At 58.8% G+C, this 24,888-nt stretch carries 24 protein-coding genes; 10 read left to right on the forward strand and 14 right to left on the reverse strand.

Features of this window, described 5'->3' with window-relative positions; translation table 11 throughout:
• The first annotated feature begins 15 nt into the window (after window positions 1-15).
• The 6 genes from accB (at window position 16) to ACYVIA_RS03770 (ending at window position 5,532) form a co-directional block, all read left to right on the forward strand.
• Window positions 16-489, forward strand: a complete 474-nt coding sequence (gene accB, locus ACYVIA_RS03745) for an acetyl-CoA carboxylase biotin carboxyl carrier protein (protein ID WP_460838009.1) — start codon at window positions 16-18, stop codon at window positions 487-489.
• Window positions 490-575: 86 nt separating this feature from the next.
• Complete coding sequence (accC, locus tag ACYVIA_RS03750) at window positions 576-1,955, forward strand: acetyl-CoA carboxylase biotin carboxylase subunit (protein ID WP_460838010.1); 1,380 nt, start codon at window positions 576-578, stop codon at window positions 1,953-1,955.
• Between the two features lie 3 nt (window positions 1,956-1,958).
• Window positions 1,959-2,873 (forward strand): 50S ribosomal protein L11 methyltransferase, encoded by a 915-nt coding sequence (gene prmA, locus ACYVIA_RS03755; RefSeq protein ID WP_460838012.1) that lies wholly within the window; start codon window positions 1,959-1,961, stop codon window positions 2,871-2,873.
• Window positions 2,874-2,878: 5 nt separating this feature from the next.
• On the forward strand, window positions 2,879-4,045 hold the full coding sequence (locus ACYVIA_RS03760) for a DUF3426 domain-containing protein (RefSeq protein WP_460838014.1): 1,167 nt from the start codon (window positions 2,879-2,881) through the stop codon (window positions 4,043-4,045).
• A 77-nt stretch (window positions 4,046-4,122) separates the two neighbouring features.
• Window positions 4,123-5,055 carry a carbohydrate kinase family protein gene (locus ACYVIA_RS03765; RefSeq protein WP_460838015.1) on the forward strand — a complete coding sequence of 311 codons (933 nt, stop codon included), beginning with the start codon at window positions 4,123-4,125 and terminating at the stop codon, window positions 5,053-5,055.
• Between the two features lie 111 nt (window positions 5,056-5,166).
• On the forward strand, window positions 5,167-5,532 hold the full coding sequence (locus tag ACYVIA_RS03770; protein WP_460838017.1) for an outer membrane lipoprotein: 366 nt from the start codon (window positions 5,167-5,169) through the stop codon (window positions 5,530-5,532).
• A 64-nt stretch (window positions 5,533-5,596) separates the two neighbouring features.
• On the opposite strand, the gene ACYVIA_RS03775 is transcribed toward ACYVIA_RS03770, so the two are convergent.
• The 11 genes from ACYVIA_RS03775 to ACYVIA_RS03825 form a co-directional block, all read right to left on the reverse strand.
• A complete protein-coding gene (locus tag ACYVIA_RS03775; RefSeq protein ID WP_460838018.1) occupies window positions 5,597-5,905 on the reverse strand; it encodes a DUF167 domain-containing protein in 309 nt (102 codons plus the stop codon).
• Complete coding sequence (locus ACYVIA_RS03780; RefSeq protein WP_460838020.1) at window positions 5,902-6,444, reverse strand: YggT family protein; 543 nt, start codon at window positions 6,442-6,444, stop codon at window positions 5,902-5,904. The genes ACYVIA_RS03775 and ACYVIA_RS03780 overlap by 4 nt, the downstream gene beginning before the upstream one ends.
• A 96-nt stretch (window positions 6,445-6,540) precedes the next feature.
• Window positions 6,541-7,272, reverse strand: a complete 732-nt coding sequence (locus ACYVIA_RS03785) for a histone H1-like repetitive region-containing protein (protein WP_460838022.1) — start codon at window positions 7,270-7,272, stop codon at window positions 6,541-6,543.
• A 243-nt stretch (window positions 7,273-7,515) separates the two neighbouring features.
• Window positions 7,516-7,656: a hypothetical protein gene (locus ACYVIA_RS03790; protein ID WP_460838023.1), complete on the reverse strand. Its 141-nt coding sequence runs from the start codon at window positions 7,654-7,656 to the stop codon at window positions 7,516-7,518.
• A 149-nt stretch (window positions 7,657-7,805) separates the two neighbouring features.
• Entirely contained in the window at window positions 7,806-8,993 is a 1,188-nt protein-coding gene (locus tag ACYVIA_RS03795; protein WP_460838025.1) for a ribonucleotide-diphosphate reductase subunit beta, read from the reverse strand.
• A gap of 154 nt (window positions 8,994-9,147) precedes the next feature.
• Window positions 9,148-12,063 carry a ribonucleoside-diphosphate reductase subunit alpha gene (locus ACYVIA_RS03800; protein ID WP_460838026.1) on the reverse strand — a complete coding sequence of 972 codons (2,916 nt, stop codon included), beginning with the start codon at window positions 12,061-12,063 and terminating at the stop codon, window positions 9,148-9,150.
• A gap of 362 nt (window positions 12,064-12,425) precedes the next feature.
• Window positions 12,426-13,031, reverse strand: coding sequence for a 1,6-anhydro-N-acetylmuramyl-L-alanine amidase AmpD (gene ampD / locus ACYVIA_RS03805; protein ID WP_460838028.1), 606 nt, complete (start codon window positions 13,029-13,031; stop codon window positions 12,426-12,428).
• Complete coding sequence (locus ACYVIA_RS03810) at window positions 13,028-14,494, reverse strand: sigma-54-dependent transcriptional regulator (protein WP_460838030.1); 1,467 nt, start codon at window positions 14,492-14,494, stop codon at window positions 13,028-13,030. The genes ampD and ACYVIA_RS03810 overlap by 4 nt, the downstream gene beginning before the upstream one ends.
• Before the next feature lie 21 nt (window positions 14,495-14,515).
• The gene (locus ACYVIA_RS03815) at window positions 14,516-16,267 is read right to left on the reverse strand and encodes a sensor histidine kinase (RefSeq protein WP_460838032.1); all 1,752 of its coding nucleotides are present in this window, start codon (window positions 16,265-16,267) and stop codon (window positions 14,516-14,518) included.
• Window positions 16,257-16,526: a PP0621 family protein gene (locus ACYVIA_RS03820; RefSeq protein ID WP_460838033.1), complete on the reverse strand. Its 270-nt coding sequence runs from the start codon at window positions 16,524-16,526 to the stop codon at window positions 16,257-16,259. The genes ACYVIA_RS03815 and ACYVIA_RS03820 overlap by 11 nt, the downstream gene beginning before the upstream one ends.
• A complete protein-coding gene (locus ACYVIA_RS03825; protein ID WP_460838035.1) occupies window positions 16,523-17,332 on the reverse strand; it encodes a cytochrome C assembly family protein in 810 nt (269 codons plus the stop codon). The genes ACYVIA_RS03820 and ACYVIA_RS03825 overlap by 4 nt, the downstream gene beginning before the upstream one ends.
• A 254-nt stretch (window positions 17,333-17,586) precedes the next feature.
• On the opposite strand from ACYVIA_RS03825, the gene ffh reads away from it, so the two are divergent.
• Complete coding sequence (gene ffh, locus ACYVIA_RS03830) at window positions 17,587-18,954, forward strand: signal recognition particle protein (RefSeq protein ID WP_460838038.1); 1,368 nt, start codon at window positions 17,587-17,589, stop codon at window positions 18,952-18,954.
• 389 nt (window positions 18,955-19,343) lie between these two features.
• Complete coding sequence (locus ACYVIA_RS03835; protein WP_460838040.1) at window positions 19,344-19,832, forward strand: SWIB/MDM2 domain-containing protein; 489 nt, start codon at window positions 19,344-19,346, stop codon at window positions 19,830-19,832.
• Between the two features lie 93 nt (window positions 19,833-19,925).
• On the opposite strand, the gene ACYVIA_RS03840 is transcribed toward ACYVIA_RS03835, so the two are convergent.
• Window positions 19,926-20,534: a lytic transglycosylase domain-containing protein gene (locus ACYVIA_RS03840; RefSeq protein ID WP_460838711.1), complete on the reverse strand. Its 609-nt coding sequence runs from the start codon at window positions 20,532-20,534 to the stop codon at window positions 19,926-19,928.
• 16 nt (window positions 20,535-20,550) lie between these two features.
• On the reverse strand, window positions 20,551-22,278 hold the full coding sequence (locus ACYVIA_RS03845) for a proline--tRNA ligase (RefSeq protein WP_460838042.1): 1,728 nt from the start codon (window positions 22,276-22,278) through the stop codon (window positions 20,551-20,553).
• A 199-nt stretch (window positions 22,279-22,477) separates the two neighbouring features.
• Here ACYVIA_RS03845 and ACYVIA_RS03850 point away from each other — a divergent pair, with 199 nt between their 5' ends.
• Together ACYVIA_RS03850 and ACYVIA_RS03855 are read left to right on the forward strand one after the other, a co-directional pair.
• A complete protein-coding gene (locus tag ACYVIA_RS03850; protein ID WP_460838044.1) occupies window positions 22,478-23,062 on the forward strand; it encodes an RNA pyrophosphohydrolase in 585 nt (194 codons plus the stop codon).
• A 75-nt stretch (window positions 23,063-23,137) separates the two neighbouring features.
• Entirely contained in the window at window positions 23,138-23,644 is a 507-nt protein-coding gene (locus tag ACYVIA_RS03855) for a CNP1-like family protein (RefSeq protein WP_460838046.1), read from the forward strand.
• A 69-nt stretch (window positions 23,645-23,713) separates the two neighbouring features.
• Here ACYVIA_RS03855 and proB read toward each other — a convergent pair whose 3' ends face one another.
• Window positions 23,714-24,832, reverse strand: a complete 1,119-nt coding sequence (proB, locus tag ACYVIA_RS03860) for a glutamate 5-kinase (RefSeq protein WP_460838048.1) — start codon at window positions 24,830-24,832, stop codon at window positions 23,714-23,716.
• Window positions 24,833-24,888: the final 56 nt, after the last annotated feature.

The raw sequence follows: 24,888 nt of genomic DNA on the forward strand, positions 1-24,888 counted from the left end.
ACTGAGGGATTTCATATGGATCTACGAAAACTCAAAACGCTGATTGACCTCGTCGCCGAATCAGATATCGCCGAACTGGAAGTCACCGAAGGCGAAAGCAAAGTCCGTATCGTCAAATCCTCCGGAGCGCCGCAAAACCAGGTTGTGATGATGCAGCCGCAGTCTGCGCCGCAAACCATGGCGGCCCCCGTTGCTGCTCCGGCGGCGCCACAGGCGGCAAGTGCACCGGTTGCTGCCGCTCCGGCGGAACCGGAAGGCCACGTCGTGAAGTCGCCGATGGTCGGCACCTTCTACCGCGCCTCCGCACCGGGCAATCCCCCGTTCGTCGAAGTGGGCTCCACCATCAAGGCGGGCGACACCCTGTGCATCATCGAAGCAATGAAGCTTCTCAATGAGATCGATGCCGACGTCGCTGGGGTCGTCAAGCAGATCCTCGTCGAGAACGGCCAGCCGGTGGAATTCGGCCAGCCGCTGTTTGTGATCGGTTAAGAGTCGTGCAGGGGCACATCTGTACACATCCATGTGCCTTGCATTCTCCAGAACGCTGACCCTTAACGCCTCACATATCCTCCGCCATGTTTGAAAAAATCCTTATTGCCAATCGCGGCGAAATTGCGCTGCGTATCCAGCGCGCATGCCGCGAAATGGGTATCAAGACCGTGGTCGTCCACTCGGAAGCGGACCGCGAAGCAAAATACGTAAAACTCGCGGATGAATCCGTTTGTATCGGCCCGGCGCCTTCGTCGCAGAGCTACCTCAACATGCCGGCGATCATCAGCGCAGCAGAGGTGACTGACGCCGAGGCCATCCATCCCGGCTATGGCTTCCTCTCCGAGAATGCCGACTTTGCGGAGCGCGTGGAGAAATCCGGCTTCGTCTTCATCGGTCCGCGTCCGGAATCGATCCGCCTGATGGGCGACAAGGTATCGGCCAAGCACGCGATGATCAAGGCCGGCGTACCCTGCGTGCCGGGATCCGAGGGTGCATTGCCGGAGGACCCGAAGGAAATCATCAAGATTGCCCGCAAGATCGGATACCCGGTCATCATCAAGGCGGCCGGCGGCGGCGGCGGACGGGGTATGCGCGTCGTTCATACCGAAGCCGCCCTGCTCAATGCAGTGACGATGACCAAAACGGAAGCCGGCGCAGCGTTCGGCAATCCCGAGGTCTATATGGAGAAGTACCTGGAAAATCCGCGCCACGTGGAAATCCAGGTTCTGGCAGATGAATTCAAGAATGCAGTCTGGCTGGGCGAACGCGACTGCTCGATGCAGCGCCGCCACCAGAAGGTGATCGAGGAAGCCCCGGCGCCGGGCATTCCGCGCAAACTGATCGAGCGGATTGGCGACCGCTGCGCGGAAGCCTGCCGCAAGATCGGCTACCGCGGTGCCGGCACCTTCGAGTTCCTCTATGAGAACGGCGAATTCTATTTCATCGAAATGAATACGCGTATCCAGGTGGAACATCCGGTGACGGAAATGATCACCGGCGTCGATCTGGTGCAGGAACAGATCCGCGTTGCCGCTGGCGAGAAGCTCCGCTTCCGCCAGCGTGACATCGTACTGGCAGGCCATGCGATCGAGTGCCGCATCAATGCGGAAGACCCGTTCAAGTTCACGCCGTCGCCTGGAAGGATCATTGCCTGGCACGCTCCGGGCGGCCCGGGCATCCGCGTCGACTCGCATGCCTACGCCGGCTACTTTGTGCCGCCGACTTATGATTCGATGGTAGGCAAGGTCATTTCGTATGGCGCGACGCGCGAACAGGCGATTCGCCGCATGCAAATTGCGTTGTCCGAAATGGTGGTCGAGGGTATCCTCACCAACATCCCGTTGCACCGCGAACTGATGGTCGACGGGCGCTTCATCGAAGGCGGCACCAATATCCATTACCTCGAGCAAAAGCTGGCTGACAAGCCAGACCTGCCGAAAAGCACCAAGAAGTCAGGCAAATAAGCTATGAGCTGGACCGAAATCGTCATCGAGGTCGCACGTGAGCATGCGGAGGCGCTGTCCGACGCATTGATGGACGCGGGCGCCCTGTCGGTGTCGGTGGAGGATGCAGACGAAGGCACCGAGGCGGAGCGCCCGCTGTTTGGCGAACCCGGCATGGAGCCCACGGAAGCGGCGTGGGAACGGAGCCGGGTCGTCGCACTGGCGGAGCAGGACGCCGACCATGCGGCATTGGTTGCAGAAGCCGCCGCCGCATGCGGCATCAGCAGCTCACCGCCCTATTCCTTGCGTCCGGTTGCCGAACAGGACTGGGTTCGCCTGACGCAGTCCCAGTTTGATCCCATTCATATCGGGAAGAACATCTGGGTCGTCCCTAGTTGGCATGATGCCCCGGATCCCAATGGGCTCGTACTGGAGCTGGACCCCGGCCTGGCTTTTGGCACCGGGAGCCATCCGACCACCCGGCTGTGCATGGAATGGCTCGAGGCGCACCCGCCCCAGGGACTCGCCGTACTGGACTATGGCTGCGGTTCCGGGATTCTTGCGATGGTGGCGAAGAAGCTCAATGCGGCTCATGTCTATGGCGTCGATATCGACCCGCAGGCAATTGAGTCGGCTCGCTACAACAGCGAGCGAAATCACTGCGAAATCGCGTACTTCCTGCCGGAAGAGTTTGCCACCGCATCCCATCCGCAGACGTTTGACGTCGTGGTCGCCAACATACTCTCCAGTCCGCTGAAGCTGATGGCACCGATGCTGTCGTCGCGCGTTGCACCGGGCGGCATGCTGGTATTGTCCGGCATCCTGAGCCGGCAGGCGGACGAAGTGGCCGCCGCCTACGCTCCATTCATCAAGATGTCAGTATGGGCCGAGCATGAAGGCTGGGTTGCGCTTGTCGGCCAGGCCGCCAGTGCACAATAACGGCAATGGCACTCGCTACCCAATGTCCTCATTGCCATACGACATTCAGGGTCGCCCATGACCAACTGAAGTTGCGCGCCGGACTGGTGCGCTGCGGCGCCTGCAAGCAGATCTTCAACGGCATTGAAAACCTGCTGCGCCCGGATGAACTGGAGAGTGCAGACAAGCCCACGCAGGCAGCTCCTCCGGAGCCGCCATCACCTCAACCCGTCTTTCGGTCGTCCGCACCGCCGGTGCCGGATTCTGCAGATGTGGTCACACGGCCTGTCGCACCTGAAATCAAGATGCCTGATCGGGAACCTGAGCCTCAATCACCCGAGCCAGAATCTCCGCCAACCGAACAAGAGAGCCCGTCACCGACGGAAACCGAATTTTCCGTTCCTGCTGAAGACATCGCTCAGCGCCCTTCGACGTTGAAACCCGACGACCCGTTGCTGCGCATGACACTGCTCGAGGTCGCGACAGAAAGGTATTCTGCCGCCCAACGCGGAGTACCGCTGACAGCAGAGAGCGCCGAGGCATCGGACCGACTGGAACAGACAATCGAAGACCTGCAGAGCAAGCCTTGGCGAACCAAGGAAGAGGCTGAAGCGGAAGCAGAAACAGAAGGCGACGCGCTGGACCGGGCAGAAGCGGCCGATTACGAAGAGCCTGCCTTCGTCAGGCAGGCTCGCCGCCGGCAAAGCATTGGCCGGGCGCTTCGCATCATAATGGGCACAGGCTCGGTGCTCCTGTTTTTCGGCCTCCTTGCACAATGCGCCTACATTTTCCGCGACGAGATCGCCGCGCGCTTCCCCGAAACGAGACCGACACTGGTTGAAGCTTGTAGCTACCTCGACTGCCAAGTGGGCCTCCCGGCTCAAATTGAGTCGGTCTCTATCGAGTCAAGCGAGCTGCAAACGGTTTCAACAAACGCCAATACGTTTTCGCTGACCGTACTGTTACGCAACCAGGGAGCTACCGAGCAGGCCTGGCCGCACATCGAACTCACCTTGAACGACGCCAACGAGAAACCGATCGCTCGCCGGGTTTTCGCCCCCCGCGAGTATCTGCCGCCACCCCCGGATCTGAGCCGCGGGTTGGCACCGGACTCCGAGCAACCCATCAAGATATTTTTTGAACTTTCGCAACTGAAGGCGTCGGGTTACCGCGTGTATCTGTTTTATCCTTGACGTTCAAAAATGCTGCGTCGCTTAGCCGGGTCGGCGACATGTGCGGAACAGTTTTTTCCTTTATCTGACGAGACTCCATGACTTCTCTCATTTGTGGTTCGCTCGCGTTCGACACGATCATGCTGTTTGGCGGACGCTTTTCCGAAGCATTGCTGGCCGACCAGCTGCATAAGATCAATGTCGCCTTTCTCGTGCCCGAGATTCGTCGTGAGTTCGGCGGGTGCGCCGGCAATATCGCCTACAACCTGAAGCTGCTGAACGGCGACCCGCTCATCATGGCGACGATTGGTAATGACGGAGGCCCCTATCTGGAGCGGCTCGACAAGTTGCAGATTTCCCGCCGCTGCATCCGCACCATCGACGCGTCATATACCGCGCAGGCATTCATCACGACGGATGCGAACAGCAACCAGATCACGGCGTTCCATCCTGGCGCGATGACCTTCTCCCATCAGAACCGCGTCGCCGATGCAGGCGCAGTGAAGCTCGCCATTGTCGCGCCGGACGGGCGTGACGGCATGCAGCAGCATGCACTGGACTGCCAGCGGCTCGGCATCCCCTTTATTTTTGATCCGGGGCAGGGTTTGCCCATGTTCAATGGTGCCGAGCTCGAGCATTTCATTGAACTGGCCACCTATGTGGCGGTCAATGATTACGAAGCGGAACTCCTGATGGAACGCACCGGCCTCTCCCTCGACAGCATCGCCAAACGTGTGTCGGCATTGATCGTGACGCGTGGCGAACAGGGCGCCGAAATTTTCACCGATGGAAAGCGCATTGACATTCCTTGCGTCGAGGCAGACAAGATCGTCGATCCGACTGGCTGCGGCGATGCATTCCGTGCCGGTCTGTTATATGGGCTCACCGCCGGGATGGATTGGGCCACGACCGGTCGCCTTGCAAGCCTCATGGGGGCTATCAAGATCGCCCATCAGGGTGGCCAAAACCATGCGCCGTCCCGCGATGAAATCGAAGAGCGCTTCCACAAAGCGTTCGGATATCGTTTCTAACTGATCGCCCTCGAGGCCGGAAACGCCATGGACAAGGCCGCTCGACTTTCGATTGGAATACTGACAGTTGCATTACTGGCGGGTTGCGCTTCCCGAGCACCCCAGCCCGCCATGTCAACGCAAGGGACGACGATCGTGCAAACCGGCCAGGTGGTCAACGTCCGTGACGTGACCGTACGCGGAGGACGTCCGTCCGGCCTCGGCGCATTCGCCGGTGCGGTATTGGGCGGCGTAGCGGGGAGCAGGATCGGCGCTGGCCATGGCAGCACGGTGGCTGGCATCGGCGGCGCACTGGCCGGCGGCATGGCCGGACAGCGTGTCGAGGAATCTGCCGCAAGCGACAGGAAGACGGAGGTGACGGTGCGCCTCGATAGCGGAGAGATGCAGACATTCAGCGTTGAGCCGGGCGCGGTTTTCCGTATCGGGGATACCGTCAAGGTCACGACCAGCGGCGGTGTAACAACCATCGCGGAGTAGCAGCGCACCGGAGTCCTGCTCACCAGTTCCAATGGACACGTAAACCCTTGGCGCGGTCGAACAACTACACTCGCAGGTTCACAAGCAGGCGCTTTGCGTCATCCACACTGAGACCGGGCGCTGTCACTTCAATGATCTTGCGTTTATTGGTATGGCCGTGCGTGATCGTGACGGCACTTTTCGGGACACCGAGCCTGTCCGCCAAATAGCGGATCAGGGCTTCGTTGGCCTTGCCTTCAATCGGCTGCGCCTGCAAACGAATCTTTAGCGCATCATCCAATACGCCGGTTATCTCACTCTTCTTGGCGTTTGGCGCAATCTGGGTGGTGATGCGAATGCCTTGTGGTGCAGCAGTGCACCAGTCCCTGGTCATACGATCGACGTGATCACCGTCGTGACCAGCATGAGCCCGATGCGCAACAGCACAAGGGCGACCAGTGGCGAGAGGTCGACATTACCGATCAGTGGCACCACACGTCGTAGCGGCCGCAGAAGCGGGTCGTTCAGCGCCCGAATGAACGGCGCCAGCGGGGCATGGGGATTTACCCAGCTGAAGATCGCTTCGAGAATGATCAGTCCCATGAAGCCATAAAACACCCATTCGGCGAAGCGCAACAGCGAGAACACCACCAGCAATTGAGGAGAGAACTGGGAGATCAGAGCAAGGTTGATTGCAACCGCGGCTATGATGACCAGGCATGCGCCGACCATGCTTGCCCAGTCGTACCCGCCGACACCCGGCAGCATCTTCCGCAGGGGACGTACCAGCCAATCGGTCAGCTGAAAAGTGAATTGGCCAATTGCCATTGGCGGCCTCACACGTACAACCTGCATCCAGAACCGCAACAGCAAGACGCCACCCAATACACCGGCAATGACATCAACAATCAACGTGAGAATGCTAGTCAGCACTATCTGATCTCCAAGTAAAAAGCCCGTCGGGCGACACGAGGTCACACAACGGGCATTGTGCCTGAACTTAATCAGGCGTCCAAGCGAGCTTGGCTATTACGGACGGGTGCCGGTCGGGAACGGCCAAGCCGCTGCCGGGTTCAATACCGTCTTCACAGCCGGTGCAGCTGCGGCAGCCGGAGCTGCTGCGGGTTTCGCTGCTGCCTTCTTCGGAGCTGCTGCCTTCTTTGGAGCTGCTGCCTTTTTCGGCGCTGCTGCTTTCTTGGCTGCAGGCTTAGCTGCTGCCTTCTTCGGAGCTGCAGCCTTCTTGGGAGCTGCTGCCTTTTTCGGCGCTGCGGCTTTCTTGGCTGCAGGCTTAGCTGCTGCCTTCTTCGGGGCGGCGGCTTTCTTGGGAGCTGCTGCCTTCTTCGGCGCTGCGGCTTTCTTTGCTACCGGCTTCTTGGCTGCTGCTTTCTTCGGCGCTGCTGCCTTCTTCGCTACCGGCTTCTTGGCGGCTGCTGCTTTCTTCGGCGCTGCGGCTTTCTTCGCGACCGGCTTCTTGGCAGCTGCGGCTTTCTTCGGAGCTGCGGCTTTCTTCGCTACCGGCTTCTTGGCAGCTGCGGCCTTCTTCGGTGCTGCGGCTTTCTTCGCTACCGGCTTCTTGGCAGCTGCGGCCTTCTTCGGTGCTGCGGCTTTCTTCGCTACCGGCTTCTTGGCAGCTGCGGCCTTCTTCGGTGCTGCGGCTTTCTTGGCTGCTGCCGGCTTCTTCGCCGGAGCTGCCTTCTTCGCTGCGGCCGGCTTCTTCGCCGGGGCTGCTTTCTTAGCAGCCGGTTTCTTTGCTGTTGCCATTTGTTTCTCCTTCACGTGATGAGAAAGTTCAAACTACGAGGTTGGAAACCCGTGTGTACCATCGCGATGATCCACGCGGATTATTCATCGGCACAAGCAAGCTTCTGCTTGCGCTAATGAATTCGGCACCAGCTGAACTGCTGCATCACCTCATTCATGCAGCACTTCAGCCTCATTTGGTCGCGCCTCTCTTCTTGCAATCACCGCCACGCGTCGGCAGTGAGGGAGGTGGTAGCCACGCGCTCAAGAGGCGCTGTGGCGGCCGCGATCAAAAAAAACGCCGGCAACAAAGCCGGCGTGGGAATACTGTTTCTCGAAAACCAACAGGTTTTTCAAAGAAAAAGCCGCCTTGCCCGACAGCGTCAGGGTCAGCGGCACATTCACAGAAGATCGATAGGTTCGTCTACTGTCCATCAATGTTGGCGTAGCCTTTCAATTTTGCAGTCACCTTGAGTATCTGTATTTTCACTTGCTGACTGCAGTCTCTCCAACCGCTTCGCTTCGTTGAGATGCGTCGCTAGCGGATCGCCGGCTCAGTCCCAACTCAGGGCACCGCCGGTCTGGTATTCGATCACACGAGTCTCGAAGAAGTTGCGTTCTTTTTTCAGATCGATCATCTCGCTCATCCAGGGGAACGGATTCTCTTCTTGCGGGAACATCGGATCGAGACCGATTTGCTGCGCACGACGATTTGCGATGAACCTCAAGTACCCTTTGAACATCGGCGCATTCAAACCTAGTACTCCACGCGGCATTGTATCCTCAGCGTAGCGATATTCCAACTCCACCGCGCTTAAAAACAACGATCTGAGCTCGTCGCGAAATGCAGCCGTCCACAAGTGCGGGTTCTCCAACTTGATTGTGTTGATGAGATCGATCCCGAAGTTGCAGTGCATCGACTCATCGCGGAGGATGTACTGATACTGCTCTGCCGCGCCCATCATCTTGTTCTGTCGGCCCAACGCAAGGATCTGCGTGAAACCGACATAGAAGAACAGACCTTCCATCAGGCATGCAAACACGATCAGCGAGCGCAGCAGCGTCTGATCTGCTTCGACAGTCCCCGTCTTGAATTCCGGGTTGGTCAGCACATCGATGAAGGGAATCAGGAACTCATCCTTGTCGCGGATCGACGGGACCTCGTGATACGCATTGAAGATTTCCCCTTCATCCAAGCCGAGCGACTCGACGATGTATTGGTAGGCGTGCGTGTGAATTGCTTCTTCGAATGCCTGGCGCAGCAGGTACTGGCGACACTCCGGCGCTGTGATATGACGGTAGGTTCCCAGCACGATGTTGTTCGCGGCGAGGGAATCGGCCGTTACGAAAAACCCGAGGTTGCGCTTGACGATGCGGCGCTCGTCTTCGGTCAGGCCGGTCGGATTCTTCCATAGCTCGATGTCGCGCTGCATGTTGATTTCCTGCGGCATCCAGTGGTTCGCACATCCCGCCAGGTATTTGTCCCATGCCCATTTGTATTTGAAGGGCACGAGCTGGTTCACATCGGTCTGGCCGTTGATGATGCGCTTGTCGGCGACGTTGACGCGACGAGCGTCTCCGCCGGGGATTTGTTCTGGCGGTCGCGCGGCGAGCGTCGCGTGATGTGCGCCATCGCTCGCCTGCGACGAACGCAGTGCAGACGGAGTAGCAAGACGCAGGTCCGGTTGCGGCACCGGGGCAGGTGTTGCGACGGGGGTTAGGTCATCATCCCAACTTAGCATGGCGAATTTTCCTTACGGGTATTGTTTTGTCGTTACGTGTTGTTCAAGCGGGTATGCAGAAGTTCGACCCGCGGGTGCATCTCGCAGTGCAGGTCGAGTCTCTGGCCTCCAAGCCGAGGCGCGGCTGCGCTAGCCGCACCCTCGCCTTCCAAAGTTACTGGCAGGCCTCGCACTCTTCAAAGCCAGGATCACCGGGACGCAGCATGCAGGCGGGGCCAGCAATGTCTTCCACCGGGGCAGCAGAGACAGCCGGACCTGCAGCGGCGGCGCTACCGGCTACGCTGGCTGTAGCCGAGACGGCATTCAACGCACCCGCCTTGGTGGTCGACTTCTCCGCGTGAGTCGCTCCCATCGTACGGAGGTAGTACGTGGTCTTGAGCCCGCGAACCCAGGCCAGCTTGTAGGTTTCATCCAGCTTCTTGCCCGATGCACCTGCCATGTAGATATTCAGGGATTGAGCTTGATCAATCCACTTCTGCCGACGTGAGGCAGCTTCGACCAGCCACTTCGGCTCAACCTCGAACGCAGTCGCATACAGCTCCCGCAAATCCTGCGGCACACGATCAATCTTCGCGAGGCTGCCGTCGAAATACTTCAGGTCGGCAACCATCACCTCGTCCCAGAGACCGCGCGACTTCAGGTCGCGCACGAGATGTTCATTGATCTCGGTAAACTCGCCAGACAGGTTGGACTTCACATACAGGTTCTGATACGTCGGCTCGATGCAGGCAGAGACATCGATGATGTTGGAGATCGTTGCCGTGGGTGCGATCGCCACGCAGTTCGAGTTGCGCATGCCATGGGTCCGGATCCGCTCGCGCAGCGCCGGCCAGTCCATGGTTTCGGAGATGTCGACCTCAAGGTAACCTCCACGCTCCTCCGCCAACAGCCTGAGCGAATCCTGCGGCAGGATGCCCCGATCCCAGAGCGAGCCGCGGTAGGAGCTGTAGCGCCCGCGCTCTTCCGCCAGCTCGGTCGAGGCCCAGTAAGCGTAGTAGCAGACCGCTTCCATCGACCGGTCGGCAAACTCCACCGCTTCCATCGACGCATACGGCACGCGCATCATATGCAGGCAATCCTGGAAACCCATGATGCCCAAGCCAACCGGACGGTGGCGCAGGTTTGAGTCACGCGCCTTCTTCACCGCGTAATAATTGATATCGATCACGTTATCCAGCATGCGCATCGCGGTGCGAATGGTCTTGCTCAGCTTTTCCTGATCCAGCTCACCGTCTTTCATATGCGCCGACAGATTGACGGAGCCAAGATTGCACACGGCGATCTCGGAATCGTTGGTGTTCAGCGTGATCTCGGTGCAGAGGTTGGAGCTGTGGACGACGCCAACATGCTGCTGTGGAGAACGAATATTGCATGGATCCTTGAAGGTGATCCACGGATGTCCGGTCTCGAACAGCATGGACAGCATCTTGCGCCACAGGTCCAGGGCATGGACTTTCTTGAACAGCTTGAGTTCGCCGCGCGCAGCCTTGGCCTCATAGGCGGTGTACGCCTCCTCGAAAGCACGGCCGAACTTGTCGTGCAGGTCGGGTACATCAGACGGCGAGAACAGCGTCCACTCTCCTTTTTCCATCACGCGCTTCATGAATAGATCGGGAATCCAGTTCGCCGTGTTCATGTCGTGGGTGCGGCGGCGGTCGTCGCCGGTGTTCTTGCGCAGGTCGAGGAATTCCTCGATATCGAGGTGCCAGGTTTCCAGATAAGCACAAACCGCGCCCTTGCGCTTGCCGCCCTGGTTCACCGCGACGGCGGTGTCGTTGACGACTTTCAGGAACGGGACGACACCCTGCGATTTGCCGTTGGTGCCCTTGATGTGGGCGCCGAGCGCACGCACCGGGGTCCAGTCATTGCCGAGACCGCCGGCAAACTTTGCCAGCAGCGCATTCTCCTTAATGGCCTCGTAAATGCCGTCAAGGTCGTCCGAGACCGTTGTCAGGTAGCAGGACGACAGCTGCGAACGCTGCGTGCCCGAGTTGAACAGCGTCGGCGTCGAGCTCATGAAGTCGAAGGATGACAGGAGGTTGTAGAACTCGATGGCGCGCGCTTCACGGTCGATCTCGTTCAGCGCCAGCCCCATCGCGACCCGCATGTAGAACGCTTGCGGCATCTCGATGCGCTTGCCGTCGATATGCAGGAAGTAGCGGTCGTAGAGTGTTTGCAGACCAAGATAGCCGAACTGGAGATCACGTTCCGGCTGCAGTGCGTCTGCCAGGAGTTTCAGGTCAAATTGAGCGAGTTTTGGATCGAGCAGGTCGGCCTGAATCCCCTTCTTGATGAACTTTGGGAAGTAATCAATATAGTGAATGCGCGCATCCGCCTGTGCGACCTCCTGGCCGAATACTTCCTTGCGGATGGTGTGCATCAGCAGGCGGGCGGTGACCTTGCTGTAGGCGGGATCCTTTTCCATCAGCGCGCGGGCGGCCAGGATGGCGGACTTGTGCAGCTCCTCGACCGGCACACCGTCGTACAGATTCTTTACCGTCTCGGCAAAAATGGCTTCGGCATCGATATGTTTATCCAGGCCGACGTAGGCAGAAGTAATCAGTTTGCGCACCTGTTCGAGGTCAAGCGGACGGCGCTGTCCGTCTTCGGTGACATGCAGCTGCGGAATGCTTACGTTAGCCGAGGTCCGCTGCTGCGCCCGCTCCTCCATGCGCTTGGCACGATAGAGCACATAGGCGCGCGCAACGTCATGTTCGCCGGAACGCATCAGCGCCAGTTCGACCTGGTCCTGGACGTCTTCAATATGGAAGGTGCCGCCGGCCGGCTGGCGGCGGACCAGTGCACTAACGACGGTGGAAGTCAGTTGCTCGACCAGTTCCCGCACACGGGCTGATGCAGCTCCCTGCCCACCATTGACGGCCAGGAAAGCCTTGGTCATGGCGATGGAAATCTTGGACGGGGCAAAGCCGACGACGGCGCCATTGCGGCGGATAATCTTGTAGTCGCCGAGACTGACCGGCAGATTTGCGACTGTGGCGCCCGTCACGGCCTGCACGCCGATCCCGAAATCGCTCGCTGATTGAATGGAAACTTCTTGAGTAGTATGCATCTTGCCTCCTTCGACTGTAACGCTGACAGCTATGCAGCTGCTTATGTTTATGAATGAGAACGCCCGTAGCGGGCGGCTTCGCGGATTGATGCAGACAACTACGAACGGCCCATGGAAGCGCGGCCGGACATCACTGCCGGACGTAGCACGTCTGAACGGGAGAGCTGTTCACGGCTCGCCCACGAACACCAACCTGTCTTGAGGAACCGCCTGAATAGCCCATGGAATGGGATATCGCACACCACTACATATAGTGGTGGTTGCTGCGACACGCACTAATTCTAGTGCCGCGTAGGCAAGGATGCAATATCTTTTTTTCTTGATCCAGGACAATTTTTTGTGGCGCTTTTTGATTGACTTTTTCACGCGTTCGTGAAAAAACGCAGCGCGTCGGGAGCCAGTGCCGCAAGTCTCTCTTGCTGAATCAAGGACTTGCGATAACGCTCCCAATCGAAGAAAGGACCGGGATCGGTCTTGCGGCCAGGCGCAATATGTTCGTGCCCAGCAACATCCGTCAGTGGATAACGGCTACGCAAGGCAGCCGTGACGGTCGCCAGGGCCTCATACTGGGCAGCGTCAAATGGTTCGAAATCGGAACCTTCGAGTTCGATGCCGACGGAAAAATCATTGCAGCGTTCGCGGCCTCGAAAATTCGATACGCCTGCATGCCAGGCGCGATCATTGACAGAGACGAACTGAATGACGTGCCCATCGCGGCGGATCAGGAAATGCGCCGAGACGCGCAATGTACGCAATTGGTCGAAGTAGGGATGGGCATCGCAATCGAGGCAGTTGGTGAACAAGTCTGCGATGAACGGGCCGCCGAACTGGTTCGGCGGGAGGCTGATGTTATGAATGACCAGCAGGTCGACCTGCGTACCCGCGGCCCGCGCGTCACAATTCGGCGACGGTACGCGCTGTACGCCGCTGCACCAGCCGTTCTCTCCAACCAGTATGGAATGCTTCATTCCGGCTCGTGAATAGACAAACGCTGCATCCGGTAGCGGAGCTGACGAAAGCTGATGCCAAGCAGCTCAGCCGCCTGCGTCCGGTTGAAGCGGGTCTTCGCCAGCGCGCGCAGGATGATCTCCCGCTCGACCTGATCGAGATGCTCGGGGAGTGAGCGGGGCAAATCCCCCCCGGCTCCATCTACAGAAGATTGTGATGGAACTGCAGCCTGGGGTGATGCAGTAACCGGCGGCGGAGCCGGGTTTGGATCCGCAGCCACAAGCGGCGCCGGATGCGCTCGCTCTTCACCCAACGGCAAGGGAGCGACCGGCTTGAGCGCAAGGTCCGCCACTTCGATGACCCCATCGTTCGCAAACGCCAGTGCCCGCTCGAGGATGTTTTCCAGCTCGCGCACATTGCCCGGGAAAGAATAGGAGCGCAAGGCGTCCAGCGCCTGGGGAGACAGCACCGCCGTGCTCCCCGACGGAGAAAGCCGTTCCAGGATCGATTCGGCAAGCATGCCGATGTCGTCCAGCCGCTCGCGCAGCGGCGGCAGGCGCAGTTCAATGACGTTCAAGCGGTAAAACAAATCCTGACGGAACTTCCCTTTTTCGACGCATTCGGCAAGATTCTGGTGAGTGGCGCTGATCAGCCGCACGTCCACGGGCTCCTCGACTGTCGCACCGACCTTGCGCACCCGGCGTTCCTGGATGGCGCGAAGCAGCTTTACCTGCATTGGCAAGGGCAGGTCGGCCACCTCGTCGAGCATCAACGTGCCGCCATTGGCAGCCTGAAAGAAGCCGTCGCGGTCGTCGCTGGCGCCGGTAAATGCGCCCTTGCGGTAGCCGAAGAACTCGGCTTCCATCAGCGCCTCCGGAATGGCGCCGCAGTTCACCGCAATGAAAGGTTTGTCCGCACGGGCACTGTGGGCGTGGATGTCGCGTGCGGCGAGTTCCTTGCCGCTGCCGGATTCGCCTGTGATGGCAACCGGTGCCATGCTGCGTGCAAGGCGGGCAATCTGGCCGCGCAGGTCCTGCATCGCAGCCGACTCGCCTTTCAGGCGCGACGCCGGCGTGCCCGACTGCGGATCGGAAGGCCGCGTGCCGCCCTCCTCTTTCTGCATGCGTAGCGCCGACTGGACCATCACGCGCAATTGGTCCAGCCCAACTGGTTTTGACAGGTAATCGAAGGCGCCCGCCTTGAGCGCGGCAACTGCGTTGTCGGCGCTGCCGAAAGCAGTGATGACCGCAATGGGCGTGTTCTTGCAGGTGCTGGCCACTTCGCGTACCAGGTCAATGCCCAACCCGTCAGGCAGCCGCATGTCTGTCAGCACCAGTGCATATTCGGTTTGGGAAAGCTGTGCGCGCGCCGCTGTCAGGGAGTCCACGCAGTCGACGTCGAGCCCCATCTTGACGAGCGTGATGTCGAGCAGCTCGCGCAAATCGGCTTCATCATCAACGACCAGGATACGAGGCGCAGTCATGGAACGGCTTTCAACAGAAATTCAAAAGGTGTAAGGCGTTGCACAGGTAATCACGAACCTGCCGCTGGGCTGGTCCCTGCCTGCGCCGGAAATATCCGTCCGGTATTCGTAGTCCAGCATGGCGCCGTTATTCAAACACAACTCCCGTGCCAGATAGAGGCCCAGTCCTGTGCCCTTGCTCGAAGTCGTGTAAAACGGCTCGAACAGGTGCGAACGCACTTCCTGGGAGATCGCGGGGCCGTCGTCCTGAACGTGCAGCTCAAGCCGATTCGCGCTCGTGGCAAGCGCGTGGATATGAATGCTCCCGTCACGCCCGCTTGCATAGCGCAGCGCATTCGACAAAAGGTTGACGATCACTTCCCGCAAATGCAGCGGATCGAACCAGACCTGATAGTTGTCGGTTCCCGTCAACGCGATCATGCCGGGCGCGATTGTATGCTGTTCCTTGAACTCGGCCAGGAGTTCATCGAGGAAGGGTGTCAGCCGCAACGGTTCGTTATGGGAGTGGGCTTTCCGGGACAGCTTGAGGATGTCCTCGATCATCCGGTTCAACCGCACCACGTTGTCGCCAATGATGTTCAACAGCCTTGACTGCGTCGGATCGCTGATGTCTTCCCGCAGGAGGGACGCCGCATGGGAAATTGCCGACAAGGGATTGCGCACCTCATGTGCGATGCTCGCTGTCAGCCTGCCCATCGAGGCCAGTTTCAATTGCTGTGCCTGGTTTTCGATTTCGGTCACGTCCTGCAAGAAAATCACTGTTCGCCCTTCCCTCAGGCCGGGCGTATGAACTGTCGCAAACCGGAGCTTCAGGTGCACGGCCAACTCGCGCCGGCTTTCACGCGAAATGGTCGTGGATCCCTGCAAGGGAGTGATATCGCTTCCCGGTTTTACCCGTACAAAGGTGGACCACGCCGTATTGGGAGCGCGCTCACGCTTGGTATTGGTTTGCCATGCAGAGTAAGCATCTGCAATCGGCGCCAGGGATGGCAGGTCGGCCAACCTGTAACGTGTATTCCCGTATGCAACGGCCAACCCAAGCATGCGTTCGACCGCCGGGTTGCCGGCAAATATCTCGCCGCCACGACCCACGACCAGGATGCCGTCTTCCATATCAGCAATCACGAGGCGATTGATCGCCTCCTGCAACTGCAACTCCCTGCCGCGTTGTACCGCGAGCCGCTCCTGTTTGATCAGCTTCGCCGCAAGGCGGTTGATCATGTAGATCGCCGCGAAGAAGGCCGCACCGTACAGGCCGGCTCGGGATATCGAGGCATCCTCCGCGGCATTCAGAAGCTGGAACCCGCTCTCCGTCAGCAGGATCAGGGTGACGATGGATACGAAGAAAAGCGCCATTATCATTGGCGCGAGAATCGCACATCCGGCAAGCGGGAACAGGTAGAGAATTGCCAGCCCGCTCCGCGCGCCGCCAGCCCCGATGTACAAAAGTGAAATTGCAATGACATCCACCGACAGCTGCAACAGCAGCTGCAGCATGAACTGCTTTTGCCAATACACGGAAAGCAGCGCGAAGCCCACTGCCAGGAAAACATAGACGATGGAAGTTTCCCAGTTTGCCAAGGCCTCGGAGGGCCCGAAACCTTTAGCGGTATTGAGCCCTAGATAACCGAGCAATACCACGGAAATGACGATCCGCGTCACGTCGAAAGTCTGAAGCGTCCGCCAAAGGGTGTCGCGTGTCTCTGTGGGAATGGCATGCGCCGTCGCCGCACCGGCCGCGCGAGGTGAAACTGAGCGCCTTTTATTTGTCATCGCCATGCCGGAGGCGGTGTTCCTGAGTGCAAAAAACAGCGCCCGACGAGGAAGTCACCGCTTCAGATGCAGGGAAATGAACACCGCAATGGGTGCATGGAAGCATCGGCTCGACTGCGCCGTCATCATCCGAGGTGCCGGCACTTGACGCATTACCGTTCGCCTCCCGGGTACCTTGCGAATCGGAGGAAATCTTTTTGGTGCGAAAGACCCACACCACGACCATCAATACCACTGCCGACCATAGCAGCAGCTTCATGCAAGCCCCCTGTGCAGCACAACCTCGATCACAAAACGGCTACCGACATACGCCAGCAGCAGGGTTGCAAAGCCGGTCAGCGTAAAGCGCAGTGCCGTCTTTCCACGCCAGCCGCGCCAGACCCGTCCGAGCAGGAGCGCGCCAAACAGGACCCAGGACAGCATCGTAAAAATGGTCTTGTGGTCCCACTTGAATGCCGTACCGAACAGTTGCTCCGAAAAGACGATGCCCGAGAGTACAGTGAGCGACAAGAGTCCGAACCCCAAACCAATCAGGCGGAACAGCAGGCGCTCCATGGTCAGCAAGGCAGGCAGACGGTCAATTGCCAGCGAGAGCCAACCTCCTCGTTCGCCCCCGGGATGGGTATGCAGACGGGATTCTTGCAGGGCCATCAGCACCGCGTGGAAAGCAGCGATCGTCAAAGTGCTGTAAGCGAGAATCGCGATGGCGACATGCCACGGGAATAACGCCGATTTGCCTTCCAGCGGAACCACACTGCCAGGGAATACCACCGGAAGAACAACCCCGACTGCAGCAATCGGCAACACCAGAACCCGCAGCCCGTCCAACGAAAAATTCCGGTTTTCCAGCCAATAGGCGCCCACCGAAATCCACAGTGTCGCCGACAGCATGAGGGCAAATCCGATACGCAGGGCACCCGGCGTGATCACGTCAGCCACCAATGCACCACCGTGAAGCAGCCAGCCGATGGCTGTTCCGGTCGAGATGGCGACGCGTTGCCTTGATGGCAAAAAGGCACAGACTATATAGAGCAGCGCCGCCAGGACAAAAGTGTATGTGTGCATCGCGCGAACGGGTAATAAGCAGACCCTGAGTTTACACCATGTCCGAGTGCAATCGCGCTACTTGGCCGGTGCACATGCAGGCCGTACGCGTGCCGGCAACAGCATGATTTTTCGTCAACCGGGGAGGGCACCAGACGCCGGATATTTGCGCCGCTCGCCCATGACCGTCGGGTGGCATCGGGTAAAATGGCCGCTTGTCCTCGATGCGCCTCATGGCGCATCGCCCAGCCCTACTTCCTGGTACATCGTCACCTATGCTCGACAATCTGACCCAACGACTGGCGAAAGTCGTCAAAACGATGCGCGGCGAAGCGCGCCTGACCGAATCCAATACCGCCGAAATGCTGCGAGAAGTTCGCCTTGCATTGCTCGAAGCCGACGTTGCGTTGCCGGCAGTGAAGGAATTCATCGCTCGGGTGAAGGAAAAAGCGCTTGGCGAAGAAGTCATCGGCTCCTTGACCCCCGGCCAGGCACTGGTTGGCGTCGTACAGCGCGAACTTGCCGCCATCATGGGCGCCGACCTCGGCCCCGAGGCCTCCCAGCTGAACTTTGCCACCCAGCCTCCAGCAATCATCCTTATGGCAGGCTTGCAGGGCGCCGGCAAAACGACGACCGTCGGCAAACTGGCCAAATACCTGAAGGAGCAGAAGAAGAAAAAGGTACTGACCGTCTCCACCGACGTCTACCGTCCTGCGGCAATCGGACAGTTGCAGACCGTTACAGGCCAGGTCGGCGCCGATTTCTTCCCCTCCAAGCCCACCGACAAGCCGGTCGATATCGCACTGGCGGCACTGGACTACGCAAAGAAGCATTACCACGACGTACTGATTGTCGATACGGCCGGCCGGCTCGGTATCGATGAAGCGATGATGCAGGAGATCGCCAGCCTGCATGCAGTGCTCAAGCCGATCGAGACTCTGTTCGTGGTCGACGCGATGCTGGGTCAGGATGCCATCAACACGGCCAAGGCGTTCAACGACGCGCTGCCCCTGACCGGCGTGGTACTGACCAAGCTCGATGGTGATTCCCGCGGCGGTGCAGCCTTGTCGGTGCGGCACGTAACCGGCAAACCGGTCAAGTTTGCCGGCGTTGCGGAAAAGCTGGATGGCCTGGAACCCTTCGACCCCCAGCGCATGGCCAACCGCATCCTGGGCATGGGCGACATCCTGGCACTGGTGGAAGAGGCAAAAAAAGGTGTCGATGTCGCTGCAGCCAAAGAGCTGGCCGACAAGATCAAGGTCGGCGGCAAGTTCGACCTTAACGACTTCAAGGCACAGCTATCGCAGATGAAAAAGATGGGTGGCTTGTCCGGCCTGATTGACAAGCTTCCGGCCCAGTTTCAGCAGGCAGCAGGCAATGCCGACATGGATCAGGCTGAGAAACAGGTACGCCGCATGGAAGGCATCATTAATTCCATGACGCCGCAGGAGCGCGCCAAGCCGGAATTGATCAAAGCATCCCGCAAACGCCGCATCGCGGCCGGTGCCGGTGTCCAGGTCCAGGAAGTCAACCGCATGCTGTCCCAGTTCGAACAGATGCAGTCGATGATGAAAAAGCTGAAGGGCGGAGGCATGATGAAGATGATGCGCGGCATGAAAGGTATGCTGCCAGGCATGCGCTAAAGTCGATAAGGGCACGTTCCCGACATCCGCCTACTCGGGTGTAGCGGGAACCATGTTCGCTGCAGGCGCAGCATCTGTGTTTGCGCGATAGGCTGCCCTTATTTTGCGCAGCTTGGCGCGAGCATCCTCTCCTCCTTCTCTTTCGTACCTCTCCCTCCCCTCATTCAAGTCACACCCCCTTTGCGGCAGAAGCCCAAATCACGCGGATCGACTCACTCTCATATCGTCGACAGCCCCTGCTTTTCCCCTATGAAGACCACGTCGCACGGCGCACACAAATTCGTGCCAAAACGTTCAAAAAACACTTGCATAGCTATAAAAACCGCACCACTATTAGCGTTGCGTAATCTGACGCAATTTCCCAACACATTTGTGAAGGAGGCTTGAAGATGGCAACAGCCAAAAAACCCGCGGCCAAGACAGCCGCCAAGAAGCCCGCTGCAAAGAAAGCCGCAGCAAAGAAAGCAGCTCCAGCCAAGAAAGCCGCTCCGGCAAAAAAAGCAGCCGCCAAGCCAGTAGCAAAGAAGGCCGCTGCAAAGCCGGCAGCAAAGAAAGCGGCACCGGCCAAGAAAGTCGCAGCCAAGAAGCCGGTCGCCAAGAAAGCCGCAGCAAAGCCAAAGACTCCCCGCAAGCCGAATGCAGCATTCATGAAGCCGCTGACACCGTCCGCCACCCTGGGCGCAGTCATTGGTGCCAATCCGCTGCCGCGCACCGAAGTCACCAAGAAAGTCTGGGACTACATCAAGAAGAACAAGCTGCAGGATGATGCCAACAAGCGCATGATCAATGCAGACGACAAACTCAAAGCTGTGTTTGGTGGAAAGAAGCAAGTGTCGATGTTCGAAATGACCAAGCTCATTTCCAATCACCTGCAATAATTCGTCTTTCCGAAGGCCAAACAAAAACGCCCGCATCGCGCGGGCGTTTTTGTTTATGGTGCAGAGCGGTGCCTCGGTATACCATCAGGATCGTCAGGGTTTGAACTCCCATCGCTTCCAGGCGGCCAGCACGGCATTGGGATACTCGGGCCGTCCCCGGCTTCCGTTATACCGTCCCAGTGCTAGAAACAGGTTCCCTCTTTCCATATCCAGATACAGGCGCAGGATCGAACAGCCATATCGCAGGTTGGTCTGCATGTGAAACAGCTTGCGGCGGTCTCCGTCACCAATCACCCTGGTCCAGAATGGCATCACCTGCATGTAGCCATGCGCTCCAACGTGTGAAACGGCGTACTTTCGAAAGGCCGACTCAACCTGGATCAAGCCGAGGACGAGGGCCGGTTCCAGACCCGCGCGTCTCGCCTCATACCAGACAGTCTCGAGGAATTCACGCCGCACATGCCGGTCGGGCAGTTTCTTTTTCAATCTCTCGGACATCTCGCCGAGCCAGTACAGGTACTTGATGCGTTCGTTGATATCCGAGAACTGCGGTTTGGGCGGGCGCGCATCCGTTATGGCGTTATGCAAGGCGATCCGGACTGAATCCGCGAGCGCTTCCTCCTTCTGGTTACCCGCCAAGGCTGGGAGGCAAGCCAGTAATACTGCGATGAAGGCCAGCCGCCCTGCATACTTCCCGATCACGGTGCGTCCGGTATCCTCAGGCTGCCAGACGTGCTTTGACAAAGTCGAGCATTTCCGCGAGCGGCACGGAAGTCGCCGCCGTATCACGGCGTCCCTGGTATTCCAGCTTGCCTTCCTTCAGTCCGCGATCACCGATCACGACACGGTGCGGCACGCCGATCAGCTCCCAGTCAGCAAACATGACGCCCGGGCGCTCGCCACGGTCGTCAATGATCACGTCGACCCCCGCTGACTCCAAGGCTGCATACAGCTTGTCGGTTTCGACCTTGACGGCTTCGCTGCGGTCATATCCCATCGGGCAGAGCACGACTTCAAACGGCGCGATGGCGGTCGGCCAGATAATGCCTTTGTCGTCGAAATTCTGCTCAATGGCGGCACCGAGAATGCGGGTCACGCCAATTCCGTAACAGCCCATCTGCATAAGTTGCGGCTTGCCGGTTTCGTCCAGATAGGTCGCCTTCATATCTTCCGAATAGCGCGTACCCAGCTGGAAAACGTGGCCGACTTCAATGCCGCGCTGAATCGCGAGCAAGCCCTTGCCATCCGGCGAAGGATCGCCAGCGACGACATTGCGCAGGTCGGCCACTTCAGGCTCTGGCAGGTCGCGCCCCCAGTTCGCGCCGGTATAGTGGAAATCGACCTCGTTGGCTCCGCAGACAAAGTTGCTCATGACGGCAACGCTACGGTCTGCGATCACCCTGACCGGTTTCCTGGTGCCGATCGGGCCGAGATATCCGGGCGGGGTACCAAACCACTCCACGATCTCCGCTTCGCTGGCGAAGCGATAGTTGGCCAGGCCCGGCACTTTGCTCGCCTTGACTTCGTTCAGGTCGTGGTCACCGCGCAGCAGGAGCAGCCAGATTTCCTTTTCGGCGGGCGACTCCTTGTCGACCGCCAGGACAATCGACTTGACCGTATGTTCAAGCGGAATTCCAAGCAATTGCGCGACGTCTTCGCACTTGGCCTTGCCCGGTGTCGGCGTCTTTGTGAGGGGCTGATGGGCTGCGCCATGTCCGGCTGCCGGCGCCACGGCCTCGGCCGCTTCGATATTCGCCGCGTAGTCGGAGTTCGGGCAATACACCAGCGCATCCTCGCCTGTATCGGCGATCACATGGAATTCATGCGAGCCGGAACCGCCGATAGCACCGTTATCCGCCGCCACCGCACGGAATTGCAGGCCAAAGCGATTGAAGATCCTGACATACGCGTCATACATGATCTGATACGACTTTTGCATGCCCGCCACATCGCGGTCGAAGGAGTATGCGTCCTTCATCGTGAATTCGCGCCCGCGCATCAGTCCGAAACGCGGACGACGCTCATCGCGGAACTTGGTCTGGATATGGTAGAAATTGATCGGCAGCTGGCGGTACGATTTAATGTCGGTCCGCACCACGTCAGTGATCACTTCCTCGGACGTCGGCTGAATCGCATAATCACGGCCATGACGATCCTTCACCCGCATCAGTTCTGGCCCCATTTTTTCCCAGCGCCCGGTTTCCTGCCATAGCTCGGCCGGCTGTACGACCGGCATCAGAAGTTCGATCGCGCCAGCGCGGTTCATTTCTTCGCGAATGATATTTTCCACTTTGCGGATGACACGCAGCCCCATGGGCATATAAGTGTAAATTCCGGAGCCGAGGCGTTTGATCATCCCGGCGCGCATCATGAGTTTGTGGCTGATGATCTCGGCGTCCGAGGGTGCTTCTTTTAGCGTAGAAATAAAAAATCTTGATGCACGCATGACGGTGAATTCTTTTTAAAAAGAGAGGGTTATAATCGACTCAATTTTAAAGGATTAGCTGGCTGATGCACCCATTCTTCATACAATTGATTCATGCCTGCGCCGTTTGCGAGCCGCCCGCCGTGGTGCTTGCAGGGGCGCGCGTGCAAAATATGTAAGGATCGGGGGCACCTGGCCGCAGAAAGTTTTGAGGTGCAATATGCTGGATCGTGAAGGCTTCCGCCCGAACGTCGGCATTATCCTGCTTAACGCCCATAACGAGGTGTGGTGGGGAAAACGGGTGCGCGAACATTCGTGGCAGTTTCCGCAAGGCGGGATCAAGTTCGGGGAAACACCCGAGCAGGCGATGTACAGGGAGCTGGAAGAGGAAGTCGGCCTGAAGGCGGAACACGTCAGGATCATCGGGCGTACCCGGGACTGGCTGCGCTACGAAGTGCCCGACCGATTCATCAAACGGGAAATTCGTGGCCACTACAAGGGCCAGAAACAGATATGGTTCCTGCTGCGCATGGTAGGCCGCGACTGTGACATCAACCTGCGTGGCACCGACCATCCAGAGTTTGACGCCTGGCGCTGGCATGATTACTGGGTACCGCTCGATGTTGTCATCGAATTCAAGCGCGAGGTATATCAAAAGGCGCTGCAGGAACTGTCACGCTTCCTTAGCCGCTCCCACCCGGGCAACACACATCGACACGGCGGCCGCTATCTCCGACATCATCACGCCGGAAAGGCTTCCGGCGAGCAGAGCCCACCGGCGGCAAAACCCAAGAATGAAGGCTAATCCTGAATAATGGCAAGTCCAACCCTCATCTGCCCGTTTTCCATTTCGCGGCCCAGACATCGGCCAGGCCCGGCTTTGGCGGTTGCACTCACGACTTCGCTGATGCTCTTTACCGGAGCGGCACTGGCGCAAACAACGGAAGAAGACGACGGTTCGGAACAACCGTGGAAAGAAGTGGCGCTAGAGCTTCCTGCAGCACCAAAGCAAGAGGATCTGCTCCCCTTCTATGTGAGCGCCACTGCGACGCAATCATTTGCGATTGACGCGCGTTCGGTCAGCGCGGGCAGCGACGGCGTCATTCGCTACACGCTCGTATCGACCAGCGACGCCGGCGCAAAGAATGTCAGCTACGAAGGAATCCGGTGCGAAACGTTCGAGAGGAAGCTCTATGCCTTCGGCCAACCGGACGGGTCATGGACCCGTGCGCGACGTGACGAGTGGCAGCGCATCAGCCACAATGCCGCGAACCGGCAGCATGCCGCCCTAGCCAAGGACTTTTTCTGCCTGGAGAAGACTGTTGCCGGAACAGCGAGCGACATGGTGCATCGACTCCGTTACCAACGAACGCTGACACCACAGTAGCGCAGCGCTTCTCAAAAGGAACGTAAAAAAACGGCGAGCTTTGGTTCGCCGTTTTTTTAGCTTCAACAGTCAAAGCAAAACCATGTTGTCGCGATGGATCAGCTCCGGCTCTTCCACGAATCCGAGAATGGCCTGAATTTCGGTGGATGGGCGGCGAATGATGCGACGTGCCTCTGAACTCGAATAATTGCTGATGCCCCGCGCCACTGCACGGCCGGACTCATTGGTGCAAGTGATGACATCGCCGCGCCCGAACTCTCCGGCCACCTCGATCACACCGATCGGCAGCAAGGACTTGCCCTCTGCGCTTACCTTTTGAACTGCGCCAGCATCCAGCACAACCTTTCCTGCAGTCTGCAGGTGATCTGCCATCCATTGCTTGCGAGCCGTGAGTTGCGCCGTTTGCGCAAGCAACTGCGTACCAATCGCTTCACCCGAGGCCAGGCGGGTCAACACCTGATCTTCTCGTCCCCAGGCGATCACGGTATGCGCACCGGAAGTCGCCGCGCGCTTGGCCGCGAGAATCTTCGTGAGCATCCCCCCGCGCCCGATGCCGGTGCCGGCTCCGCCGGCCATGGCTTCAAGCGCTGGATCGCCGGCCTTCGCCTCATGGACGAACTGCGCGTTCGAATCCTTGCGGGGATCTGCGGTATACAAGCCCTTCTGATCGGTGAGGATAATCAGCGCATCGCCTTCTATCAGGTTTGCGACCAGCGCACCCAACGTGTCATTGTCGCCAAATTTGATCTCATCGGTGACGACAGTGTCGTTCTCATTAATGATCGGCACGACACCCAGGCGAAGCAAAGTAAACAGCGTTGAACGCGCGTTCAGATAGCGCTCACGGTCTGCAAGGTCGGCATGGGTAAGCAAGACTTGTGCGGTTCGCAGGTGATGCTGGCGAAAACTGGTTTCGTAGATCTGCGCAAGCCCCATTTGCCCGACGGCGGCACATGCCTGCAACTCATGTACACCGGTCGGACGCTTATCAAAACCCAGCCTCTGCATTCCCTCGGCGATTGCCCCGGAGCTGACCAGGACAACCTGCTTGCCCAGCGTGCGCAACTGGGCGATTTGCTGTGCCCACTTTGCAATGGCAGCATGGTCGAGACCCTTTCCATCATTCGTGACCAGCGAGGATCCGACTTTGATGATAAGGCGTTTGGCGTTCTGTATGACGGAGTTCATGTCTTGTTCTATTCCGCCGCATCTGCGGCACATGCGCGAAACGCGGCACTTCGCAT

It is taken from the genome of Noviherbaspirillum agri, from assembly GCF_054780595.1.